18 protein-coding genes and 2 tRNA genes are annotated in these 21,640 nt (G+C 47.9%); 13 read left to right on the top strand and 7 right to left on the bottom strand.

Annotated elements, in window-relative coordinates; all coding sequences use genetic code 11:
* Positions 1–23: 23 nt before the first annotated feature.
* Both TW77_RS01290 and ccoG read left to right on the top strand, forming a co-directional pair.
* A complete protein-coding gene (locus tag TW77_RS01290; RefSeq protein WP_046003154.1) occupies positions 24–1,460 on the top strand; it encodes a sigma-54 interaction domain-containing protein in 1,437 nt (478 codons plus the stop codon).
* A 137-nt stretch (positions 1,461–1,597) separates the two neighbouring features.
* On the top strand, positions 1,598–2,983 hold the full coding sequence (gene ccoG, locus TW77_RS01285; RefSeq protein WP_046003153.1) for a cytochrome c oxidase accessory protein CcoG: 1,386 nt from the start codon (positions 1,598–1,600) through the stop codon (positions 2,981–2,983).
* Positions 2,984–2,990: 7 nt separating this feature from the next.
* Here ccoG and TW77_RS01280 read toward each other — a convergent pair whose 3' ends face one another.
* Entirely contained in the window at positions 2,991–3,875 is an 885-nt protein-coding gene (locus TW77_RS01280) for a transporter substrate-binding domain-containing protein (protein WP_052712993.1), read from the bottom strand.
* Positions 3,876–4,175: 300 nt separating this feature from the next.
* On the opposite strand from TW77_RS01280, the gene TW77_RS01275 reads away from it, so the two are divergent.
* The 8 genes from TW77_RS01275 (at position 4,176) to TW77_RS01245 (ending at position 17,585) form a co-directional block, all read left to right on the top strand.
* The gene (locus TW77_RS01275; RefSeq protein ID WP_052712992.1) at positions 4,176–4,790 is read left to right on the top strand and encodes a hypothetical protein; all 615 of its coding nucleotides are present in this window, start codon (positions 4,176–4,178) and stop codon (positions 4,788–4,790) included.
* 163 nt (positions 4,791–4,953) lie between these two features.
* Positions 4,954–5,916, top strand: a complete 963-nt coding sequence (locus tag TW77_RS01270; protein ID WP_046003151.1) for an acetoacetate decarboxylase — start codon at positions 4,954–4,956, stop codon at positions 5,914–5,916.
* Between the two features lie 8 nt (positions 5,917–5,924).
* Complete coding sequence (locus TW77_RS01265) at positions 5,925–8,162, top strand: NAD(P)-binding protein (RefSeq protein ID WP_046003150.1); 2,238 nt, start codon at positions 5,925–5,927, stop codon at positions 8,160–8,162.
* 234 nt (positions 8,163–8,396) lie between these two features.
* Positions 8,397–10,547: a TonB-dependent receptor gene (locus TW77_RS01260; RefSeq protein ID WP_240479443.1), complete on the top strand. Its 2,151-nt coding sequence runs from the start codon at positions 8,397–8,399 to the stop codon at positions 10,545–10,547.
* Positions 10,548–10,586: 39 nt separating this feature from the next.
* Positions 10,587–13,268: an ATP-binding protein gene (locus TW77_RS01255; RefSeq protein ID WP_046003149.1), complete on the top strand. Its 2,682-nt coding sequence runs from the start codon at positions 10,587–10,589 to the stop codon at positions 13,266–13,268.
* Between the two features lie 21 nt (positions 13,269–13,289).
* Complete coding sequence (locus TW77_RS25020; protein ID WP_156158569.1) at positions 13,290–13,442, top strand: hypothetical protein; 153 nt, start codon at positions 13,290–13,292, stop codon at positions 13,440–13,442.
* Positions 13,443–13,755: 313 nt separating this feature from the next.
* Complete coding sequence (locus tag TW77_RS24075) at positions 13,756–15,468, top strand: hypothetical protein (RefSeq protein ID WP_052712991.1); 1,713 nt, start codon at positions 13,756–13,758, stop codon at positions 15,466–15,468.
* 209 nt (positions 15,469–15,677) lie between these two features.
* Entirely contained in the window at positions 15,678–17,585 is a 1,908-nt protein-coding gene (locus tag TW77_RS01245) for a propionyl-CoA synthetase (RefSeq protein WP_046003148.1), read from the top strand.
* A gap of 6 nt (positions 17,586–17,591) precedes the next feature.
* On the opposite strand, the gene TW77_RS01240 is transcribed toward TW77_RS01245, so the two are convergent.
* Genes TW77_RS01240 through TW77_RS01220 form a run of 5 tightly spaced genes read right to left on the bottom strand, consistent with a single transcriptional unit; the run spans position 17,592 to position 19,625 of the window.
* The gene (locus TW77_RS01240) at positions 17,592–17,921 is read right to left on the bottom strand and encodes a TusE/DsrC/DsvC family sulfur relay protein (RefSeq protein WP_046003147.1); all 330 of its coding nucleotides are present in this window, start codon (positions 17,919–17,921) and stop codon (positions 17,592–17,594) included.
* Between the two features lie 2 nt (positions 17,922–17,923).
* Complete coding sequence (locus TW77_RS01235) at positions 17,924–18,199, bottom strand: hypothetical protein (protein ID WP_052712990.1); 276 nt, start codon at positions 18,197–18,199, stop codon at positions 17,924–17,926.
* The gene (tusC, locus tag TW77_RS01230; RefSeq protein WP_046003326.1) at positions 18,196–18,555 is read right to left on the bottom strand and encodes a sulfurtransferase complex subunit TusC; all 360 of its coding nucleotides are present in this window, start codon (positions 18,553–18,555) and stop codon (positions 18,196–18,198) included. Before tusC ends, TW77_RS01235 begins: the two co-directional genes overlap by 4 nt.
* A complete protein-coding gene (locus TW77_RS01225; RefSeq protein ID WP_046003146.1) occupies positions 18,552–18,905 on the bottom strand; it encodes a DsrE family protein in 354 nt (117 codons plus the stop codon). Before TW77_RS01225 ends, tusC begins: the two co-directional genes overlap by 4 nt.
* 54 nt (positions 18,906–18,959) lie before the next feature.
* Positions 18,960–19,625 (bottom strand): Bax inhibitor-1/YccA family protein, encoded by a 666-nt coding sequence (locus TW77_RS01220; RefSeq protein ID WP_046003145.1) that lies wholly within the window; start codon positions 19,623–19,625, stop codon positions 18,960–18,962.
* 261 nt (positions 19,626–19,886) lie between these two features.
* On the opposite strand from TW77_RS01220, the gene TW77_RS01215 reads away from it, so the two are divergent.
* A tRNA-Ser gene (locus TW77_RS01215) sits at positions 19,887–19,977 on the top strand.
* A 59-nt stretch (positions 19,978–20,036) separates the two neighbouring features.
* A tRNA-Ser gene (locus tag TW77_RS01210) sits at positions 20,037–20,127 on the top strand.
* A 58-nt stretch (positions 20,128–20,185) separates the two neighbouring features.
* Here TW77_RS01210 and TW77_RS01205 read toward each other — a convergent pair.
* Positions 20,186–20,491 carry a hypothetical protein gene (locus TW77_RS01205; RefSeq protein ID WP_046003144.1) on the bottom strand — a complete coding sequence of 102 codons (306 nt, stop codon included), beginning with the start codon at positions 20,489–20,491 and terminating at the stop codon, positions 20,186–20,188.
* 178 nt (positions 20,492–20,669) lie between these two features.
* Between TW77_RS01205 and nhaR the strand changes: the two genes are divergently transcribed.
* Positions 20,670–21,572: a transcriptional activator NhaR gene (gene nhaR / locus TW77_RS01200; protein ID WP_046003143.1), complete on the top strand. Its 903-nt coding sequence runs from the start codon at positions 20,670–20,672 to the stop codon at positions 21,570–21,572.
* Positions 21,573–21,640: the final 68 nt, after the last annotated feature.

Here is a 21,640-nt window from a genome sequence, read left to right as displayed (position 1 = left end):
CGTGAAATGTCACGAGGTAATCTATGTCTTCTGTAATTGCACAATTTTTAAATGATCCCCGCTTACTGCTCAACGCCGTTGGCGAGGGCATTTATGGCTTTGATTTGTCCGGCAATGCTGTTTTTATCAACCCGGCGGCTGAAAAAATGACCGGCTGGTCTGCTGATGATTTGCTCGGCAAGAAAATCCACCAGTATCACCACCATAGTTACGCAGACGGCACACCTTACCCCGCCGATCATTGCCAGATCTATCGTACTATGTTTGACGGGCAAACCCGTCATGTCACTGATGAAGTATTCTGGCGCAAAGATGGTAGCTGCTTTGCGGTGGAGTATACCTCGACACCTGTGTTCAAAGAGGATCAGATTGTTGGTGCGGTCGCGATATTTCGCGATATTTCAAAGCAAGTTGAGGCCGAGCGGGCATTGCGGGATGCGCTTGAGCAGGTTCAGACGCTCTCCGAGCAGCTAAAAGAGGAAAATAGCTACCTGCTGGCAGAAATTAACGAAGACTGGCAAGACTCCGGCCTGGTTGGCCAGAGTCATATATTTCAGACCATGCTGGAGCAAATTAAGCTGGTCAGCCAGACCGACAGTACCGTGCTGATCCTGGGTGAAAACGGTACGGGTAAAGAGCTGGTTGCGCGCAACCTGCACCGACTGAGTTTACGCAGTACCCAGCCGTTTGTGCGGGTTAACTGTGCGGCCTTTTCACCGAGTTTATTAGAATCCGAATTATTCGGCCATGAAAAAGGCGCGTTTACGGGCGCCAATGAAAGGCGCAAAGGGCGCTTTGAGCTGGCCCATCAGGGCACCTTGTTCTTAGATGAAATAGGTGAGTTACCTTTAGAGGCGCAAAGTAAGCTGCTGAGAGTATTACAGGAGCAGGAGTTTGAACGTGTAGGCGGCAGCAAAACAATATCGGTGGATATTCGCGTCATTGCTGCAACTAACCGGGATCTGTGGCAGATGGTTGAAAAGGGCGAATTCAGGATGGACCTGTACTACCGGCTTAATGTCTTTCCTATCAAAGTGCCGGCGCTCAGAGAGCGGCTGGAAGATATACCCTTGTTATGTGCCAACATGCTGTCCCGGCTTAATGCCCGGCTGGGCAAGCAATTACGCGGCATTGCCAAGTCATCGCTGGCGAAACTCCAGGCCTATGACTGGCCCGGCAATATCCGGGAGCTGCAAAATATTCTCGAACGTGAAGCCATTTTAGCCAGCGGCAGAACACTGCGGCTGACGCAGGCGCTGGCTGCTAATGTGGGTGAGGCGGCGGTGTCTCAGGATCTGTCGCTTGCCCATGCCCAACGGGAACACATAATATCGGTACTGGAGCTTTGTCAGTGGCGGGTTGCCGGGGAGCAGGGCGCAGCGGCATTGTTGGGTATGCCAGAAAGCACTTTGCGCTCAAAGATGAAGAAGCTAAATATACAGCGAGAACGCGATATATAGCGAGTGTTCGTGATATGTCGCGACTTCGTGTTTTAGTGTGATTTATAAATTCAACAAAAACATATAGTTAAAAACTTTCAGTTTGGTCTGAAACTTGCAAATTGATAAGTGTGTTTCACTGACAATAAGCAAGTATTATGAAGTTCGATATTAAAGAAGAAGATATGATCATCAAGCCCTATAAGCAGGATGGGCCGATCTATATCCGTGAGCAAAAGGGACCCTTCCAGCAGATCCGTCGCTATCTGGGCTGGTTCCTGATGCTGGTTTTCATTGCCATTCCCTGGATCCCCTACAAAGGCCAGCAGGCCGTATTGCTGGATGTGGCTTCTCAGCAGTTTCGTATTTTTGGTGTTACTTTATTACCGCATGATTTCATGATCCTGGCCTGGGTATTTATGGCTGGCGCATTTGGCTTGTTTTTTGTCACTAACTGGCTGGGCAGGGTATGGTGTGGCTACACTTGCCCACAAACGATTTGGATGCTGATGTTCACTTGGGTTGAACATCGGATCGAAGGGACTCGAAACCAAAGGATTAAACTGGATAAAAGCAACTGGGATGGTAAAAAAGTCTCCAAAAAACTGGCCAAGCACGCGGTGTGGTTGCTGATCTCTGTGTTTACCGCGACGTCTTTTATGGCCTATTTTGTACCGGCCAAAACGCTATATACCGAGATGTTTACACTGCAATGGTCTGGCCTGGTGAGCTTTTGGGTGTTTTTATTTGCATTTTGTACCTACGGGAATGCCGGCTTTTTACGTGAGAAAATGTGTAATGTGGCCTGCCCCTATTCACGTTTTCAGTCGGTGATGTTTGATAAAGATACCTTAGTTGTCTCTTACGATGCTGCACGCGGTGAAAACCGTGGCCCACGAAAACGCAAGGCAGATCATAAAGCCATGGGGTTAGGCGATTGTGTTGACTGTAATTTATGTGTTGAGGTGTGCCCGGCGGGGATTGATATCAGAAATGGCCTGCAATACGAATGCATTAACTGCGGCCTGTGTATTGATGCCTGTGATGAGACCATGAACAAGTTTGGCTATGATACCGGGCTGATTAAATATACCAGTGAAAATACGCTGTCGGGCAAAAAGACTAATCCGTTCAGGTTAAAGCTGGTCGGTTATGCCGCCTTATTTGCAGTGATAGTGGTGACTATGGTTGTCTGGGCCATGAATCGCACGCCCATCGAAGCTTCCGTTATTCGCGACAGAAATGCTCTTTACCGCGTGAATTACGAAGGGCTGGTAGAAAACCCTTATACCCTGAGCATCATCAACAAAACCCAGCAAACGCTTCATTATCGCATCGGGATCAGTGGTATAGAACATGCCAGCTTATCAGCGCCGGATTCAATTAAAATTGAGGGCGGACAAATGCTACTGGTGCCGGTGACTGTGACTGCAGACGGCTACGATTTAAGCCGCACAGCAACGCCGCTCAACTTTGTGGTAACGGCTGAGGAAGACGCCAGTATCACGATAGAAAAAGAAAGCTATTTCTATAAAAACCGTTAACAGAAGGCTATTTTTGCTCTTTTGTTGTGGGCACCTCATTGCTGAGTAACCTGATGTCAGTAGTGAGGTGCCTGTTAAGCTTTCGCCGTAAGTGATCTGGCAGCCATTTTAACATAATACGCCGGTATTCAGCCGTTGCCACCAGCCGGGGTAAAGCATCATCGAAAACCGTAACTGCCTGTCTACCTTGAGCGTTTTTGGTGCAGCCAATGTAGCCTTTGGCAACCAGTGGCACACCGGCCAGAGAGACTTGGATCAAATCGTCTGAACCAATACGTTTGCTCAGATAATAGTGCTCACTTGGGTAGCCCAGGACCAAGTCAACGCGTTTTTTGATGAGCATGTTGGTCAGGCTTTGCAATGTATCCCATCCGGGGCGCACAACCACCTGGTCGGGAGGTAAGCGAGCGATGAGCTGGTCTAGCTTTTCACCATAGGAACGACTTTGTGCAACGCCCAGCGTGAGCTGATGCTTTAACATGAGCTCGACAAGTGACACGGCTTGATGAATATCCAGCCCCAACTTTTGCACTGTCTCTTTACGAAGTGCCAAACCGGGCGAGAGGCCAACGGTGGCATAACGCTTTGTATAGGTTATATGTTTTTTTCTTTGGGCGGTTTTATACAGAGAAACCATACAGTATGCGGTGTCGCTGTGACTTAATTCGTGGATTGCGCGACTGGCGGGAAACCCCTGACGCTGAAAAGCCAGGTGGGGCAGCTGGGCATGAAGCAACGAAATTAATTGTTCATCCCGACCTTCGCCTTCATCTCTGTCTGCATAGATATAATAGGGTGGAAAATCTAACGTGATCCACGATATGACAGGCGCACTGCTGTGAGCATAACTCAATGAACTCAAATACGTTAACAACAGCAAAATAAGTCTCACGTACTTCTCCGCCAACACCTGTTAACTAGTGAGTTTAGCAAAGGTGGCAAAAAAGCCGAGTATATGGTCACTTTGGCTTAGTATTTAAGGGAAAAGATGCAGTGTGACTTTTGCTTTTAAATTATTTTTACAAATGGTAATGGTTTGCTACATTTTAGGGAGCCCCTTCTCAGTGTGCACCATTAAAAAGCATGGAAAGACAAACTGAGTTACGCTGCAACCGGTGCACTTTTCGGTTAAGATAGGAGGTTGGCGTAACGATTAATACAATAAATATTGTGGAAATAAGAGAAGACAATCATGGTTACGCTTATCGTCAGTGATATATTCGGTCATAGCGACTACCTGGAAGACTTTGCACAAAGTCTGGACAGCGATTGCAAAGTCAGCTCGCCTTATGGCGAATTCCAGGCTAAAACACACCTGCCTGAAGCGCAGGTCTATCAGGCCTTTGTTGATGAAGTTGGCCATGACGCCTACATGCGAAAGGTGCTCGATGACATCCTGGCATATCAGCCGGAGCTGATCATTGCGTTCAGTGCAGGCGCTGTGGCTGCCTGGCGTGCTTTGTCTGCCATTGCACTAAAGAGCTCCGTAAAGCTCATCGCATTTTACCCCGGCCAGATCCGCAACTTCTTACATCTGAACCCAGGTTGTCGGGTAGATGTATTTTTTCCTTATCAGGAAAGCCACTTTGACATTGTCCCCGTGATGGAAATACTGCAGCAGCAGCCTAATGTTGAATGCTTCCGCACACGGTATGAACATGGTTTTATGAATCGTTTGTCCGAGCATTACGACAACGACGCCCATGAGCACTATCTGGCAAGGTGTCAGGGAGAAGTTGAGCAGCTGGCTAAGATCAAATTTAACTATCGACGTATCAAAGATGAACTAAACTTAGTGTCATCTTAATCATTGCGGGTATTTAACACCCCGGTTATCGGTCATGGAAGTACAACCTTAGGTTGTGAAGTGGTGGTTGCTGATAGCGCAAGGGCAGTGGTAACAAGTTTTTCTTGGTGCCGCTGTGTTTCTGTCGCCGCATATTACCACCGCTTTATAGAAGGAGTTTTCTATGTCTGAAAAACTGACTATCCCTTATCGCCATTTTTTGGGTAACCCCATCGCAAAACCGCCCTGCAGAATGCTCAATGCAATGATGTATGGATTCTTTTTAAAAGGGAAAATAGAGAAAATACAGGCGTTTTTTGATGCTACATTAAACTCCGTACCCAATGAAACCAATAGCTATAAGGCGATTTCTTCCCATTGCCTGCTGACATTCACCGACATCGAGAATATCGCTTCTAAGGTGCCTCCCTTTAGCAATTACGGTTACATGCAAGAAACGGATATCATTATTTGGGTGCCGGTTGCAGAGGTGTGCAAGAACACCAATCGTATGACTCATCTTTACTGGTATCCAGCATTTATCACCGTTAATAACATCAATGCCTTGATCAACGGGCGTGAAACCTGGGGTTATAACAAATACCTGTGTCGTTATGAGATGCCTGCGGATCGCCGTCATGCGGATCATTTTTCACTGAGCCTTGAGACATTCCAGCCCTACGATCCCAATAAAAAAATGGCCTGGTATGAGTTACTGTCAATTGATCGGGTGGCTGATGACGATACCTGGTTTGAGGAGGCGGTAGAAATCAGTAAGGAAGTGGCTGAGCTATTGCATGAAAGTGCCAGTGAAATCGACATCAGCAGCGAGTTTATTAAGCAATTACTGACCGGCTTTACCAATCCCATGCTGGACCAGATCTTCTTTAAACAATTCCCCGATGGCTTTGCCACTAACAGTGTATACAGTGCGGTTGTTCACTCGCCTTCAGAAGTGAAGAAGCTGCACAAACTGGGTTTTTTGAAAGACGAATATAAAGTCACCATTAACCAGGTTGCTGCATTTCCGCTAGAGGACATGTTTGGGATTGCAGTGGGGGAGCAGTTTGCAAAACTGCCTTACTATTTGTGCATGGACTTTGATCAGGACGGGGCACATGAAATCGTCAGAGCGGACTTGGGGTAGGGGCCATTATGAGTAAAGAAAAAATTGCGATTCTGGGTGGTGGCGTATCTGCCATGACGGCCGCTGTTTACCTCACAGAAAAAGAAAACTGGCAGCAAGAGTACGATATTACGGTTTATCAGCTTGGCTGGCGCCTCGGTGGCAAGGGCGCCAGCGGGCGCAACCCGGATTTCCATGAGCGTATTGAAGAGCATGGCTTGCACGTTTGGTTTGGTGCTTATGTTAACTCGTTTCGGGCCATTGAGACCGTCTACAATAATCTTGACCGGCCCAGTTCAGTGCCTATTGCGACCTGGCAACAGGCATTGAAGCCACACAGTTTTGTGGTGTTGCAGGAGTTTATCGACAACGAATGGGAAACCTGGCCAGTAGACTTTCCTTTGATCCCTGGCAATCCGGCTGACGGTACACTGGATCTGCACTTCTGGCAGCTGATCCAAATGACCATAGCCTGGCTGCATAAGTGGATTGACGGACTGGAAGACGAAGTGGCGGCGGCACACCGGGAAATTAAACTGCAAACCCGAAAACGGCGTGACCGTGGTTTGTTACAGCACCTTGCTAGCGAAATCACTTCAGCGTTTGATAGCCTTGAAGACAAGGTCTCGGACTTTTTTGACAGTGCACAAGATGAGGCCAAAGAAATTTGGTCGACACCCAGACTATTGATAACCCAACTGCATGAGTTGCTGAACCTGCGCGCGGCAGACAAAAACTTGTCTAACAGTCGTGACCGACTGGTGACCTGGTATATAGTGCGCAAACTTAAACGCTGGCTCAGAGCCGAAGCGCGGGATTTGCTGGATGATCACCCGGGCATCCGCCGCTTGTACATTTGCGCTGATCTGGCCATTGCGATGCTCATTGGTTTGCTTCGCGATCATGTCCATTCCGATGGTTTTGAAGCAATCAATAAATATGATTTTAAGGCCTGGCTGAAGCGCAACGGTGCGGATGAAAAGTATGTAGTGGAGTCGGCCCCGGTACGCGGTTTTTACGATCTGGTTTTTGGCTATGTGGATGGCGATTTTGACAACGGCAACGTTGAAGCAGGGGTAGCCTCGCTGGCGATGTTGCGGTTGATGTTATGTTACCGTGGCGGCGTGATGTGGAAAATGCAGGCCGGTATGGGCGATATTATTTTCTCTCCTATCTATGAGCTGTTGGCAAAGCGCGGCGTAAAGTTTGAGTACTTCCATCAGGTCGATGAACTCATACCTGCGTCTGTGGCTGGGCAGTACGTCGTTGACGAGATTGCCATGACGCAACAAGTAAAGCTGAAAAATGGCCATTACGACCCGTTTGTTGATGTCAAAGGCTTACCCTGTTGGCCAGACAGGCCCAACTATGAGCAAATTGATGACGCGCAGGCTGCGCTGTTACTACAACATAACGTGAACCTGGAATCTTTCTGGAGTAACTGGCCTGCACTTTATGAGGCTGAGTTTGGCGCACCATTGCCAAAATTGTCGCTTAAACGAGGGCGAGATTTCGATAAAGTGATTTTCGGTATCTCTGTCGGTGGGCTGGAACACTTATGTCCACAGTTATTAGCATTGGACAGCGCGCTTCGTTTACAAAGCAGCGAAGTTAAAACCGTTGCTACGCAGGCATTTCAGTTATGGCTTAACCAGACAGATGAGCAGCTCGGCTTCAATTACACGCCACCGAGTGAAGAGCGGCCTATCCTGAGTGGGTTTTCGCAGCCTTTTGATACCTGGGCCGCCATGTCTAACTTGCTGCCACATGAAGATTGGCCTACAAATGGGCCAAAAAATATCGCCTATTTTTGCAGTGCATTTGGGTGCGCAGAATATCCACCCAGCAGCAAACACGGTTTTCCGGCAGAGCAAAAAGCCAAGGTGAAAGACAATGCCATCAATAAGCTGGCAACGGAAATGAAACCGTTATGGCCAAACGCCTACAATGCCGCGGATCAGTATAACTGGAACACACTTTATGACGACAGCACTGCGCAGGGAGAAGCGCGATTTGACAGTCAATACTGGCGTGTCAATGTGGACCCGAGTGAACGGTACGTGTTGTCTGTCGTTGACAGTAGCCAATATCGGTTGCCGACCGATGGCACTGTGTTTAAAAACCTGTATCTGACTGGCGACTGGATTAGCACAGGGGTTAACGCCGGATGTGTTGAAGCGGCAGTGATGGCCGGTATGCAGACCTCCCGGGCAATTTGTGGATTGCCGGAAAATATCAGTGGTGAGGACGGCTTTAAACCGGATTAACCCAAAGTGCGTTATTGGGGCGTTCGCCGTTCGGCCAACTCAGTCAGCTAACTATTGATATAATAGATAAAAGACCTTCAATTTTATTGGAGGTCTTTGCATTTCGACTATACTCAAACAAGCACAAGCGTGAAGCAGAATAAGAGCATGGATATGTTTAAACTCTCAGCGATATCAATTTCATTAATTACAGTATTTTTCTCTCCCGTAAGTGTTTTTGCAAATGATGAAGGTATGGAAGTCATCGAAGTGTATGCGCAAAAACGTAAACAAACCTTAGAGGAAGTGAGTATCTCAATTGCCACACTCAATGGCGACAATATTACCCGTCAGGGCATTAAGGACGTCAGTGAAGTGAGTGGCTATGTCGCCAACTTTAAAATTAGTCAAAATGCAGCCGAAGGTACACCGCCTGCGTTGAACATTCGTGGTGTGGGCTTAATTGACTACAACACCGCTAACACCTCGCCCATTGCAATGTATATTGACGGCAGACCTGTTGGTTCGGCAAATAACCAGATTGCGAATTTGTTTGATGTCGAGCAAATTGAAGTACTCAAAGGGCCGCAAGGCACCTTGTTTGGCCGTAACAGCACAGGTGGTGCTTTACTTGTCAGAACCAAGCGCCCGGAAGACGGCAATTATGGTTTTATTAAAGCGGGTGTTGGCACCGATGAGTGGCGCCGGGTACAGGGAGCCTATAATGCGCGGGTGAATGAGCAAAGTGCACTGCGCTTTTCTTTTAACCATACCGATTATGAATACACCAGCTATAACGTATTTGAACCCTCACCGGAAGCCGGCCTTAAGCAGCAAGACGCTCGACTCAGTTATTTAGCTGAGTGGGACGCTTTTTCACTGTATGCCAAGCTTGAATACGGTCACTGGGATGGGATTGTTCAGCCTGTAGGCAGTATCGGTATTTTTAAAGATCCGGTCAACGGAGTGCGTTGTACGCCTGCTGAGGCTGGGGGCCCAGGCTGTTATGACGCGTTTGGTTTCAATGATGGTAGTTCGGATTATTGGGCCGTCAGCGTCAACAATGATTCGCCACATTTGTCAATTTATAAAGGCTGGACAGTGCAGGGAGACTGGCAAATATCAGACAGCCAGCAATTAACTTACATCAATGGTTTTAACCGTCTGGACAGGCGCCATGCCTTTAACTGTGATGGCAGTCCTGCTCGATTATGCGAAGGGGAGCTCGGCCTTAAAAATGAAATACTCTCCAACGAATTGAGGTATAGTAGCGCCCTTGATAGCGACCATTTAACGCTGGGCTTGTTCCATATTGAAGAGCGCATCTACCAGGATAATTTTAATGACATTTTACGCGACATGCGTGGCCTGTTGGACACTTCTCTGACTAACACTTTTTTCTATGATAACGAAATTATCGTTAAGTCTGTGGCGGCGTTTGCGCAATACGAGTGGCAGCTTAACGATGCACATCGCATTACCGTGGGGCTGCGTTACAGTGATGAAACGGTTGAATACGACTCAATTTCTCGACTGAATACCGTGTTAGATATTAATCAGCTAGAGGGGGTCACCATTCCATACTACCAGGTAATGGGTGAAGTGAAAGATGATGGCCTGTCAGGTCGTGTTGCCTGGAATTATCAGCACTCAAAGTCTCTGATGCTGTATTATAGCCTGGCCAATGGTACCAAAAGTGGTGGATATAACGGGGGGCTGCTGGCCACCGGTGAACAAGCCAGAATGGCCGACTACGACCCCGAAGAGCTCTATGCGCATGAGATTGGTGCGAAGTACAATAACGCCGATAACTTGTCGTTAAATGGTGCCGTATTTTTCTATGATTACAGCAAGCAACAGGTATTTATGAACCAGGCGTCAACTACTCCTGGTGCTCCACCGCTGCAATTGCTGGAAAATGTAGGTAGTTCAACAATCTACGGCGCAGAGCTGGCTATGCAATACAAGCTCAGTGAGTCAGTTAAGTTCAGAGGTGCGGCGGGGTACATACCAGAAGCCGACTTCGACGAGTTTATTGATCCCGTGGGCAATGTACTTACAGACAATCGTTTGCCTTTCACACCGAAGTGGAACATCAATAGCGATATCACTTACTCTTTACCTCTTGGGCGCGCAGAGCTGGTTTCAACCATAGGGTTTGAATATCAGTCGGAATATTACTTCGACCAAAACCAAAATGCCTATGCGATGCAGTCCGGGTATACCTTGTGGCGCGGTAGCGTGCACTATGAACAAGGAGACTGGCGTATTGGGGTATGGGGAAAGAACCTGTTTGATAAAGAGTACAGTCATTTAAAATTTGATTTGAGTGCTTTTCTGGGCATGCTGGAAGACTTTAAAGGAGAGGGGAGACGCCTTGGGGTGGATGTTTCGTATCGATTTTAGCCAGGCACTTGCCCTAGGCTGTCACAATTAAGGTCTCAAATGGGTAGTGTAAGACTATTAAGTGCCGTGCTGCTGTGCCTGTGTACTTTTTTTGCGAGCGCCAGTGTGTACGTGTTTGATGGCTCAGAGCGTGGGCAGAATCTGCATGACGTCGGATTGGTGCTGTCGGCTCAAAATAATGCGCGTTTTCCGGATAATTTTGCCCAGGTTGAACAATGGGCAAATACCCATCCGGAGCAGACCAAACGCGCACTGTTTTCTGGCCGATATTGGCTGGTGACAGAAATTGAAAACCACTCCAGGTATCAGGACCTGGTGCTCTATCCGTATAATACGGTGCTATCTAATGTTGAAACCCGGATTTACTCACAAACGGGGGTAGAAAGATTCTTTACCGGGGGGATGCATGCAAATGAGTACCCCTTCCACTATGGCAATAAGATCCATTTGTTACCCAAACAACGCTACTTCATCGTAACTTTGTTTGAAAGCGATTACTTTTATACGCCCATTAAGCTGGAGCTGGTCCCGGTCAAAGAGTTTGAGCGGCAGGTTACCTTTGATAACCTGCTTATGTCGCTGTGTTTTAGCGTTGGTATCGTACTTGGCTTGTATAACTTACTGATTTATATCGGCTCTAAAGAAATGACACACCTGTACTATGCCATGTTTGCCGCAACCTGGGTGTTCGCCTGGAGCCACTTCTTCCATATTTCGGATCAACTCTTTGGCTTTTATTCAGCCCATTTGCACTGGCTGGGCTTTGCGCTGACGCCGATAACCAATGTGTTGTTTTATAACCAACTGCTTAAGCTCAAAGAGACACATCCTGCATTGTCCACGGCGTCGCTTTGGGTTGGTGCAATCGGCGCAATTGGCACACCGTTTTGTATTTTGTTTCCCGGGTTTGGCTTTTTATGGGCAACATTAGCCACAGGCTCTGCGTTATGTATGGGCCTTTACGTTGGCGTGCTGCGCCTGATGGAAGGCTTTAAACCGGCACGCTATTTTGTTTTGGCCTATGTCTGCATGGCCATACCTAACATGGTTGGAAATTTCACTAATCTTGGTTTACTCCCGCCTATCGCGGTCAACCTTTACTTAATTGGGCTGATAGGTACGGCTCTGGATGCTCTATTACTGGCATTCGCGGTGGCTGATAAATACCGGCTCACGAATGAAGAAAACATAGAGCTGAATAAAAACCTCGAGGCTAAGGTACTCAAGCGGACTTATGAGTTAGAGCAGTTGGCGTCGGAATTACGCGACGCCAGTGAAGCGAAAAGCCGTTTTCTGGCAAATATGAGCCATGAGATCCGCACCCCGATGACGTCCATCATTGGTTATGCAGATGGCATTATGCTGGGTGATATCAAACCTCACGAACGCAATCATGCAATTTCAGTGATTTTACAAAACTCTCGCCACGTCCTTGGTTTGATTAATGACATTCTTGATATGTCTAAGATAGAGGCAAATCGCCTGGAAGTGGAGCTCATCGAGGCGAACCTGTTTCAATCTATTACTCATGTTGAATCATTGCTGGGCAAGCAGATCAAAGACAAAGGCCTAGAGTTTGAACTGAATTATCATTTTCCGCTGCCAGATTATATTGTGATTGACCCAACCCGGCTGCGGCAAATACTGCTCAACCTGACATCAAATGCGCTTAAGTTTACCTCTGTGGGTAAAATATCCATCGATGTTAGTTGTACGCAGGAAACGCTGTCGGTCCGGGTTCAGGATACCGGGATTGGCATGACGTCTGCGGAGCAAAAAGAGCTGTTTAATGCGTTTCATCAGGCCGATTCGTCCACTACCCGAAAATATGGCGGCACGGGTTTAGGTCTAAACATCTCGAAAAGCTTAGCGCAGAAGCTGGATGGTGATATTACGGTAGAAAGTGAAGTAGGTTCAGGTACAGCGTTTACTTTGTCTGTGGGTCTATACACAACGCAACGCACTAAATGGCTGAACACCTTCTCGGAAATTCACCAAACTGAGGAGCCCGGTAAAGAGGCTGAGAGTTTTGAGTCCGAATCATTAAAAGGCGAGGTGCTGCTTGCCGAAGATCATGTGGATAACTGTCGACTGATCACGCGTATTCTGGAGCGAATGGGGCTCAGTGTAACGGCAGTAGAAAACGGCCAGCTTGCCGTACAAGCGGTACTAGATGATGAATTTGATCTGATCCTGATGGACATTCAGATGCCGGTGATGGATGGAGAGCAGGCGTTTAATTTTATCCAGGCAACAGGTTGTACGGCACCAGTCATCGCGTTAACGGCAAATACCATGAGCCATGAAGTTGAGCGCTATCTCAAGCTTGGTTTTACCGACCACCTTGCTAAACCGATTGACAGAGCTGAGTTTGCCAAAAAAGTCAGCCACTATCTGAATATCACCGTTGAGGACGACCTGGCTTTACCGGATGAAGAGTTCTCCATGCTGAAATCCCAGTATATCGCCGGACTCCATGAACAACTGGTGCAATTACAAAATCAGCTTAAGTACCACGATTTTGACGGACTGGCACGCTCAATACACGCGCTTAAAGGCACATCAGCGATGTTTGATTGTCATGATATTTATCAGACGGTCACAAAAATCGATACGCTGCTGAAAGAAAAAGACTATGACAAAGTTGAAGAGCCAATGGCTGAGCTATTTGAACTGATACACATTGCAATTCAGCAGTCTGAGTGTAATCAGGCTATCTGAACGGTGAAAGGCACATCAGCGATGTTTGATTGTCATGATATTTATCAGACGGTTACAAAAATCGATACGCTGCTGAAAGGAAAAGACTATGACAAAGTTGAAGAGCCAATGGCTGAGCTATTTGAGCTAATACACATTGCAATTCAGCTGTCTGAGTGTAATCAGGCTATCTGAATGGTGAAAGATAGCGTGTTCGGATACAGTCTGCTGGGCTTAATTGTAATAAGTTGTTCGATATTTGTTCTTTGACGATGACAGTTTTTTATTCTGGAAAAGTCAATAAACTGTAATCTAATCACTACACTAGTCAAATTTGTTAAATCTAAATGAGAATACATGCTTTTACTGGTTTTGTGTAAAAGCAGGAACATCAAAGGGTTAGCTGCAAAAGGTAAAACATATTTTCACACTTCAGGGTCGCTGTTTTTTGAGCTACGGGTCTTTTTGGCTTACCTTTAAAGCGGGTTAGACAACAAGGTATGCAACTATGAAAACATATATTCCTTATCTTTTACTGGCATTACTAGCGGGGTGCTCGTCATCGGACAATGATGAGCCTGGCAACACCAATACACAGGGCCAGCAGCAATCACCTTCAAATGACGATTCGTCCAGTGATACACCATCAGGTGATGGCACAGACAATAGCAGTGATAATACGGATTCTGGCGATGGCAATACCGACTCTGGTGATAATGGCTCGGATGACAGCGGCGATCAGAATGAACCAGATGATTCGCGCGGCGCTTATTTCCCCCGAGAGGTCATGGCATCCTCACCCTTTGGTGACAGTAGCAATGAAGTCGATCGTGGCTTTGGGTCAAGGCCTGCCGTAGAGTATGGCCCCGCTGTTCCTACGTATTTGTGGTCGACGCAAAGAATTGGCCGGATCCTTAACGGTACAGTACCTTTGCTGGATGTGTTTCGAGTTCATTCATTCTATCGCAACAGCACGAATGCCAGTTGTTTTGGGCCTCAGGTGGCCTATACAGGACATCCGGATGCAACTAATCCCGCTTCAGCTTCTGGCACTTTACCGGGTGGTGATTTAGGGCTGTGGCTGGAAAGTGACACTGACGGCAATGCCTGTGCAGTGGCGCAGACTAACGCTTTATTGAGCGGACTCAGAGAACAGTCGAGAATGAGCCTGATGACCTTAGCCAGCATGGTATCAGCAGCGCTCGATTCGGGTATGAGCCTGCCCGCAGATGGCAGCAGTATTGATGTAACCGGTGAAATGAATGCCAAAGGCGTTGCTGGCGTAACATTCAGCACTGCCGCCATCACACGCGCTGGCAGTGAATGGCAATATACCATTTCGCTCACGTATACGGTGAGTGGCACCGACTATGATATTTCGTTATCTATGGCCCATACTCCCGGCGCCGATCTGTTAAATTACTCGGGCCATCTGACCTATCAGGTTGAAGGCGAGCAGGGCGTGAGCGGCCTTGAATTTCCTGGCGGAAATTGCGCGCAAAATGAGCGTACCCGAGCGGGCTCATTGGCCTATGAGCGTGCAGGCGACAACATGTCTTTGCAAGCCCGGGTTGCGACGCTGTGTGGTCACGGTAACAGCGGTATGTTCAACAGCGACAACCAGGTTGACGTGAACAACAAGTACCACAGTGTCGATAATCCGGATGGCTGGAGCGAGAACTTTTCTATATTTGGTGCCAACTTTGATCTGACGACGCTGGCAGGGCAATATGCCTATGTTTGGCAGGCCGGGGTGAACGACAGTAACAGCCGAATTTTAAATATCGGATTTAACTCTCCCAGCCTGGACAACGGTGAAGCGCACTTTGGTTACGGCACAAAAATAGAGGATACAGACGGCCTGATCCAGGGCTTTATTTGCAACTGGGCAGGACCGGGCAATGACCACAGTATGCAGGCATTCTCACAGCGTCAGTTCTTCCAGTACGACGCTGCAACGGCAACCTATGACGGCAGCGGCAGTAAAGCAAATATTGAATATGCGCCCACCGCTTCGTGTAGCTATGATGGTACGGGCAGTTTTGTGTTCGACATTGATGCCAGTGGCGTGCTGGGTGATATTACACTTGAAGATGCATCGCTGGCGTTCAGTCAGGACCTGTGGGCACCCACTGATCCAAGCAAGACGGTAGCAGAATCTATCACCGACCGTGGCTTGTCTGTGCCAGCAGTCCCTTATACCTGGCCAGTTGATGAATAAATCAAGCTAAAGGCCCTCATCAGAGGGCCTTTAAACTTTACGCATATTGAAAACTTGCGACAGATCAAATTCCTTCGCGTCATCGACCAATGTCTAGTGTTGTCTTTATTTCAGTAATTCTATGTTTAATAGGGTACTGGCCGTTTACCGGGTATTTACCAGCTGGCAGGGTTTCATACCTGCTGAACCCGGCCCAACAGGAAATCATTATGACAACAACCGCATATCAGGCCTATCAACAGGCATACGAACAATTTGAGCAAAGCCCGGAGGCATTCTGGCTAAGCCAGGCAGGGCGCCTTAACTGGCATACCACACCTAAAACGGGCGTCAGCATTGATGAAGAATCACTTAGCCATTGGTTTGCAGATGGCAAACTCAATACCTGCTATCTGGCGCTGGACCATCAGGTCAATGAGGGAAGAGCGGATCAAATCGCTTTGATCTATGACTCACCTGTGACCGAGCAAAAACACAGCTACACTTACGCACAACTATTGCAGGAAGTGAGTCAATTTTCAGGCGTGATGAGCAATCTTGGCGTGGTAGCCGGCGATCGAGTCGTGATTTATATGCCCATGATCCCGCAAGCCGTCATCGCCATGCTGGCCTGTGCACGGATCGGGGCGATCCATTCTGTGGTATTCGGCGGCTTTGCTCCTAAAGAACTCGCCGTACGCATCGATGATGCGAAACCTAAATTGGTGCTGAGCGCATCCTGTGGCGTTGAGATAGGCCGGGTGATTGAATACAAGCCCATGCTGGACGAAGCGTTAGAACTGGCGGAGCATCAAATAGAGCATGCGATTGTCTGGCAACGCCCTCAATATCGCGCGCACATGTCTGCGCCGCGTGATCTTGACTGGTGCGAACAGGTTGCAGCGGCCCCACAGGTCGATGCTGTGCCATTGAGTGCAACGCACCCCCTTTATATTTTGTATACCTCAGGTACGACTGGCACCCCAAAAGGTGTTGTGCGTGAGCACGGTGGCCATGCTGTCGCATTGCACTACAGTATGGAAACCGTGTACGGCATGAAACCGGGGCAGGTATTTTGGGCCGCGTCAGATATAGGCTGGGTCGTGGGGCACTCTTATATTGTTTATGCGCCACTCTTGTTCGGCTGTACCACCTTGTTATACGAAGGTAAGCCTGTCAGAACGCCCGATGCAGGCGCATTTTGGCGGGTGGTCGAAGAATATCAGGTGAATGCGCTGTTCAGCGCACCGACTGCATTTCGTGCCATTAAAAAAGAAGACCCAGACGGAAAACTGTTTGCTCAGTATGACACTCGCTCATTGCAAACCTTGTTCCTCGCAGGTGAGCGTCTGGACCCGGCAACCTATGACTGGCTGCAATCTGTCACACGCCTACCGGTGATTGATCACTGGTGGCAAACCGAGACTGGCTGGCCCATTGCGGCAAACCCAATGGGATTATCGCCTTTGCCCACCAAAGCGGGCAGTGCATCTGTGCCAACTCCTGGGTATCAGCTGAGTGTTCTGAATGCGGACGGTGAGCCCTGCGGCGCCAATGAACAAGGCCTTATTGCACTTAAAACCCCATTGCCGCCAGGGTGCCTGAGCAACATTTGGCAAAATAGTCGTCGCTTTAAACAAGGGTACCTATCAGAATTTCCGGGCTATTACCTGTCCGGAGACGGCGGTTACCTGGATGAAGAAGGCTATGTGTTCATTATGGGGCGCACGGATGATGTCATAAACGTAGCTGGTCATCGCTTATCAACCGGTGAGATGGAAGAGGTGGTTGCAGCGCATGAGGCCGTGGCTGAGTGTGCCGTATTTGCAGCGAAAGATGAGCTAAAAGGCCAGGTGCCCGTGGCTATGGTGGTGCTTAAAGATGGTGTGGATCTTACCCAGGAGCAGCTGCGCGCAGCACTTGTTCAGTCTGTACGAGGCAAAATAGGCGCAATTGCTTGTCTGAAGCAAATTCTGGTTGTCGAGCGTTTACCAAAAACACGCTCGGGAAAGATATTACGCAAAAACTTACGTCAGCTGGTGGATGGTGAAGCGATGACAGTCCCGTCGACCATTGACGACCCTGCCACGCTTGATGAAATCAGTGTGCTGTGGCATGCCACACAGCAACAAGCCTAGGGTGACTTAGATACACTTAGCCGGTTTTGGCAGGCCGGCTATTTTAGTGGCCTGTTTTGCCGGACCTTTCGGAAACAGCTTATACAGGTAAATGCTTTTACCCTTATCTTCCCCCAGCTTCTGCCCGATGGCCTTAACCAGCATGCGAATGGCCGGGCTGGTATTGTATTCTTCGTAAAAATCGCGCACAAAGTTGACTACTTCCCAGTGGGCGTCTGTCAGCGTTATATTCTCTTGCTGGGCCAGCAAGGGCGCCAAGTCTTTATGCCAGTCCTGATGATTGAGCAGGTAGCCTTCTTTATCTGTTTCGATCTGTTTATCTTGAAAAACGAGCATAGTTACCACGTAATAGTTTTATGACATTGCTCAACCAGCAAGACCCACTGCTGGTCGCTGAGCGGTTCGATATTATCTTGCGCGCTGATCCCGCGTGCCTGAGCACAGACACTGAGCATACAGGTACGGTTGGCGCTAAGCTTGCGCCACGCCGCCTGATCATAACAGGCGTCCCGAGTGAGCAGCAGCACATCCTGCTCACCGAGCAAGCTTGCACTGAATACATCATGATAGTAGCTCAGTGGCTTAGAAAAAATATGTAATGTAGGAAGGCTCATAAACTGACCACCTTACTTTGTTGTGCGAGTAATGCCTGTTGCGCCTCCAAAGTCAGGACCTGAGCGTCAATATTCAGCGCTTCAGAGGTAAGCGCGAAACGCTGCATGGCTTGAGCACAGACATAGACTTGCTCAACATCATAGATCTCAAGCGTTTTAAGCTGTTTAAAGTAGTTCTTGATACCTAACTGGGATGCATCGTTACCTTGTTTTAGGGCCAGTACCGCAGGACCCTTAAAAAGCCAGGAGACATTTTGATCCAGCGCAGCAAAAATTAAGGCCATGTCTAATCCTTCCCGGATATGGGCGCCGTCGAATGGAGCGGTGTGGTTGATCACCAAAATGTTTTCACTCATTTGAATTGCACCCATTTATCCGCTTTCGTCGCCAGCATGGCGAACTCTGCCAACCCGGCAACCTCAAAAGGGCCACATTGGGTGGTGTCCAGGCCATGCTTTTCTGCCGCGGTAACGCACAGTTTTAGCGCAATACCTGCGTCATGCAGAGATTGCCACAGCTGTGTTGGCTGAAGTTCATCGCTGGCCAAATTAAAATGCTGACTGGCAAACAAAACGGCTTGCTGATAAAGAAAGATACAAGCGACTTGATGCTCTTGTGCCTGTAAAGCTTGGGTAAAGCGCAGCAACTGCTGTAACGCATCGTGGTTACTGACATCGCTGTGCAGGGAAAGTACGTACTGGCTCAAAAGTTACTCATAAAAAAAGCCCCGAATGGGGCTTATTTTAGCAAACTGAGCAGATTAGTCATCACTTGAGCCAAGTAGCGCAAGAATGGCTGTGAACAAGTTATAGATGCTCAGGTACAGGCTGACCGTTGCCAGGATGTAGTTTGTTTCACCACCGTTAACGATACGGCTTGTGTCGTACAGGATAAAACCAGACATAAGCAATACAACTGCCGCGTTAATCGCGATAAAAGCAACTGAGCTGCCGATGAACAGGTTAACCAGGCTAGATACAATCACGACCAGCATACCAACAACCAGGAAACCGCCCATGAAAGAGAAGTCTTTTTTAGTTGTTAAAGCGTAAGCAGACAAACCAAAGAACACCAGCGCCGTCGAACCAAGCGCTTGTGCAATCAACAGGCTACCATTTGGCATCGCCGCATAATGACTAAGCATTGGGCCTAAGCCAAAGCCAAGTAAACCTGTGAACAGGAAAACCAAGCCAATCGCTGAGCTGGAATTCGCTTTTTTCTGGATAACAAATAAAAGACCAAAAGCAATTAATGAACAGACAAGACCGGTAAAGCGCGGTAGTGCCATAGTCATAGAGATGGCAGCAGTAATCGCACTAAATGCCAGTGTCATTGCCAGTAGGAAGTAGGTGTTTTTAAGCACCTTGTTAGTTTCGACCGTCGACATAGCCACTTTTTGGCCAGTGTACGAATGATTGAACGCCATTTTCAGCTCCTTATTAGAAACACAATGTTCCGAAAATTATTCTAGGCCAAGATTACCAAGAGTTAAATCACTCGGCAAACCTTTCTGAGTAAGTAGACCTTAAAACCACCGTAAAAGTTCTTTAACTACTGAAATTAGCCTCTAAAATCTTTCAATGTGTCCGATGTTTGTACAAATCAAGTGAATTTTAACCAATTAAACAAAAAAGCGAAAAAAAAGCTTCACAAGGGGGCCGGGATTCTCTAATATTCGCCCCGCTGCGGAGAGATGGCTGAGTGGTTGAAAGCACCGGTCTTGAAAACCGGCATACGTTAATAGCGTATCTAGGGTTCAAATCCCTATCTCTCCGCCACTTTATTTTACGCAGGCTTGCCCATGATAGTTCACCGGCGAGCAGCGACAATTCGATTTGGAGAGATGGCTGAGTGGTTGAAAGCACCGGTCTTGAAAACCGGCATACGTTAATAGCGTATCTAGGGTTCAAATCCCTATCTCTCCGCCACATTAAGGCCGCAAGTCTCAGACTCGCGGCCTTTTTCTTTTCCACCATTTGACTGTGCTTAGCCCGTAAACCGCAATGCTCTTTTTACGTAGCGCTTGGCGCGATGCGCGCAGGCATTAATGGCGTCAGACGCCTTACCCGCCACCTCTTTGACTTCTATGGCCTGAAAGCCCTTCAGTCCAACCCGTATGGTGCAATGATATTGGGGACTGGCTTGTACCATATCCTCATCGGTTAAAAGATATACTTCGACTTTGTCTATTTGCCCTGCATAGCGGCCAAGCATTAGCCTTATTTGCGCATCGACATGATTATCCTCGGCTTCTGTTGTGTCACTATGGGATGAAAACACATCTACCCACATATTCTACTCTCGTTGATTGCTTTATCACTCGCCTGTCTTTTAGGCATACTCAAACGTTGCCTTTAGTATGAAGTGCTACCTGATCAAGCCTATCAATCGAAAAGAATTAAGAGAAATCGTTTGTTCTATATACTACAGTTCGGATTATTCGAAGTGTCTTTGACTATGAGGAAGCCCCATGCAGGATGTCATTAACTACAAACACTTAAAATATTTTTGGGCGGTGGCCCATGAGGGCAGTATCGCCAAAGCCAGTGCCAAACTTAATATTACCCCGCAAACCATCAGTGGCCAGTTGTCTTTGCTCGAAGAGCGGGTAGGCAACGAGCTACTGCAAAAAGAGGGGCGCGGGTTGCGCTTAACCGATACCGGCAGAGTCGTATTGCGTTATGCCGACGAAATCTTTGAGTTGGGCAATGAGCTGAGTGATGTATTAAAAGGCAACAGCGCGGTGGGGCCGGCGGAGTTTATTGTGGGAGCGTCGAGCGTACTACCTAAAACCATAGTCCATAAGATCATTGAGCCGGCCATGCATATTGAGCAGGACATTCGGTTGACCAGTTTGGAAGGGCCTGTTGATAGTATGCTCGCCGATCTGGCGATACATAAAGTGGACCTGGTTTTAAGTGATGTGCCCGTGACGGGGGCTTTCAGTGTTAAGGCCTATAATCATCTCCTTGGAGAAAGCGGTATCACCTTTTTGGCCGCGCCGGCGCTGGCCCGTCAGTATGCCAAAAACTTTCCTATGTCATTGAATAACGCGCCCTTGCTGCTGCCGACACAGCAACATGAAATTCGCAAAGAGTTTGATTTTTGGCTGAGCGACCAAAATATTCACCCCAATATTGTCGCCCAGTTTGACGACAGTGCATTGATGAAATCGTTTGGCCAGTCTGGCCTGGGGCTATTTTTTATGCCCAGCACGATTGCCAAAGATGTGTGTGATGCATTTCACGTGCGCCCGGTTGGAGAGCTGCCTCACGTCAAACAAAAGTTTTATGCGATTTCGGCAGAGCGTAAGATCCGCCACCCGGCCATTGCGGCTATTTTTAACGCAGCTAAGGCGTCTTTATTCAAGTAATATGCGACGCTAAAGTGGCATAAGATCAACTTTGTGCCAAACTTACTGTTCGTATTTTTCGACTCTTT

The sequence above is a fragment of the Pseudoalteromonas rubra genome (assembly GCF_000967655.1).
Lineage (GTDB): Bacteria > Pseudomonadota > Gammaproteobacteria > Enterobacterales > Alteromonadaceae > Pseudoalteromonas > Pseudoalteromonas rubra_A.
The sequence above is the reverse complement of the archived record's forward strand: the minus strand, read 5'-3'. Positions and strand labels throughout refer to the sequence as shown.

Coding starts and splice junctions, on each gene's coding strand:
- TW77_RS01265 (WP_046003150.1), top strand. CDS start 5,925: ATGAGTAAAGAAAAAATTGCGATTCTGGGTGGTGGCGTATCTGCCATG.
- TW77_RS01270 (WP_046003151.1), top strand. CDS start 4,954: ATGTCTGAAAAACTGACTATCCCTTATCGCCATTTTTTGGGTAACCCC.
- TW77_RS01245 (WP_046003148.1), top strand. CDS start 15,678: ATGACAACAACCGCATATCAGGCCTATCAACAGGCATACGAACAATTT.
- nhaR (WP_046003143.1), top strand. CDS start 20,670: ATGCAGGATGTCATTAACTACAAACACTTAAAATATTTTTGGGCGGTG.
- TW77_RS01290 (WP_046003154.1), top strand. CDS start 24: ATGTCTTCTGTAATTGCACAATTTTTAAATGATCCCCGCTTACTGCTC.
- TW77_RS01255 (WP_046003149.1), top strand. CDS start 10,587: ATGGGTAGTGTAAGACTATTAAGTGCCGTGCTGCTGTGCCTGTGTACT.
- TW77_RS01240 (WP_046003147.1), bottom strand. CDS start 17,921: ATGCTCGTTTTTCAAGATAAACAGATCGAAACAGATAAAGAAGGCTAC.
- tusC (WP_046003326.1), bottom strand. CDS start 18,555: ATGAGTGAAAACATTTTGGTGATCAACCACACCGCTCCATTCGACGGC.
- TW77_RS01235 (WP_052712990.1), bottom strand. CDS start 18,199: ATGAGCCTTCCTACATTACATATTTTTTCTAAGCCACTGAGCTACTAT.
- ccoG (WP_046003153.1), top strand. CDS start 1,598: ATGAAGTTCGATATTAAAGAAGAAGATATGATCATCAAGCCCTATAAG.
- TW77_RS25020 (WP_156158569.1), top strand. CDS start 13,290: ATGTTTGATTGTCATGATATTTATCAGACGGTTACAAAAATCGATACG.
- TW77_RS24075 (WP_052712991.1), top strand. CDS start 13,756: ATGAAAACATATATTCCTTATCTTTTACTGGCATTACTAGCGGGGTGC.
- TW77_RS01260 (WP_240479443.1), top strand. CDS start 8,397: ATGGAAGTCATCGAAGTGTATGCGCAAAAACGTAAACAAACCTTAGAG.
- TW77_RS01220 (WP_046003145.1), bottom strand. CDS start 19,625: ATGGCGTTCAATCATTCGTACACTGGCCAAAAAGTGGCTATGTCGACG.
- TW77_RS01205 (WP_046003144.1), bottom strand. CDS start 20,491: ATGTGGGTAGATGTGTTTTCATCCCATAGTGACACAACAGAAGCCGAG.
- TW77_RS01275 (WP_052712992.1), top strand. CDS start 4,176: ATGGTTACGCTTATCGTCAGTGATATATTCGGTCATAGCGACTACCTG.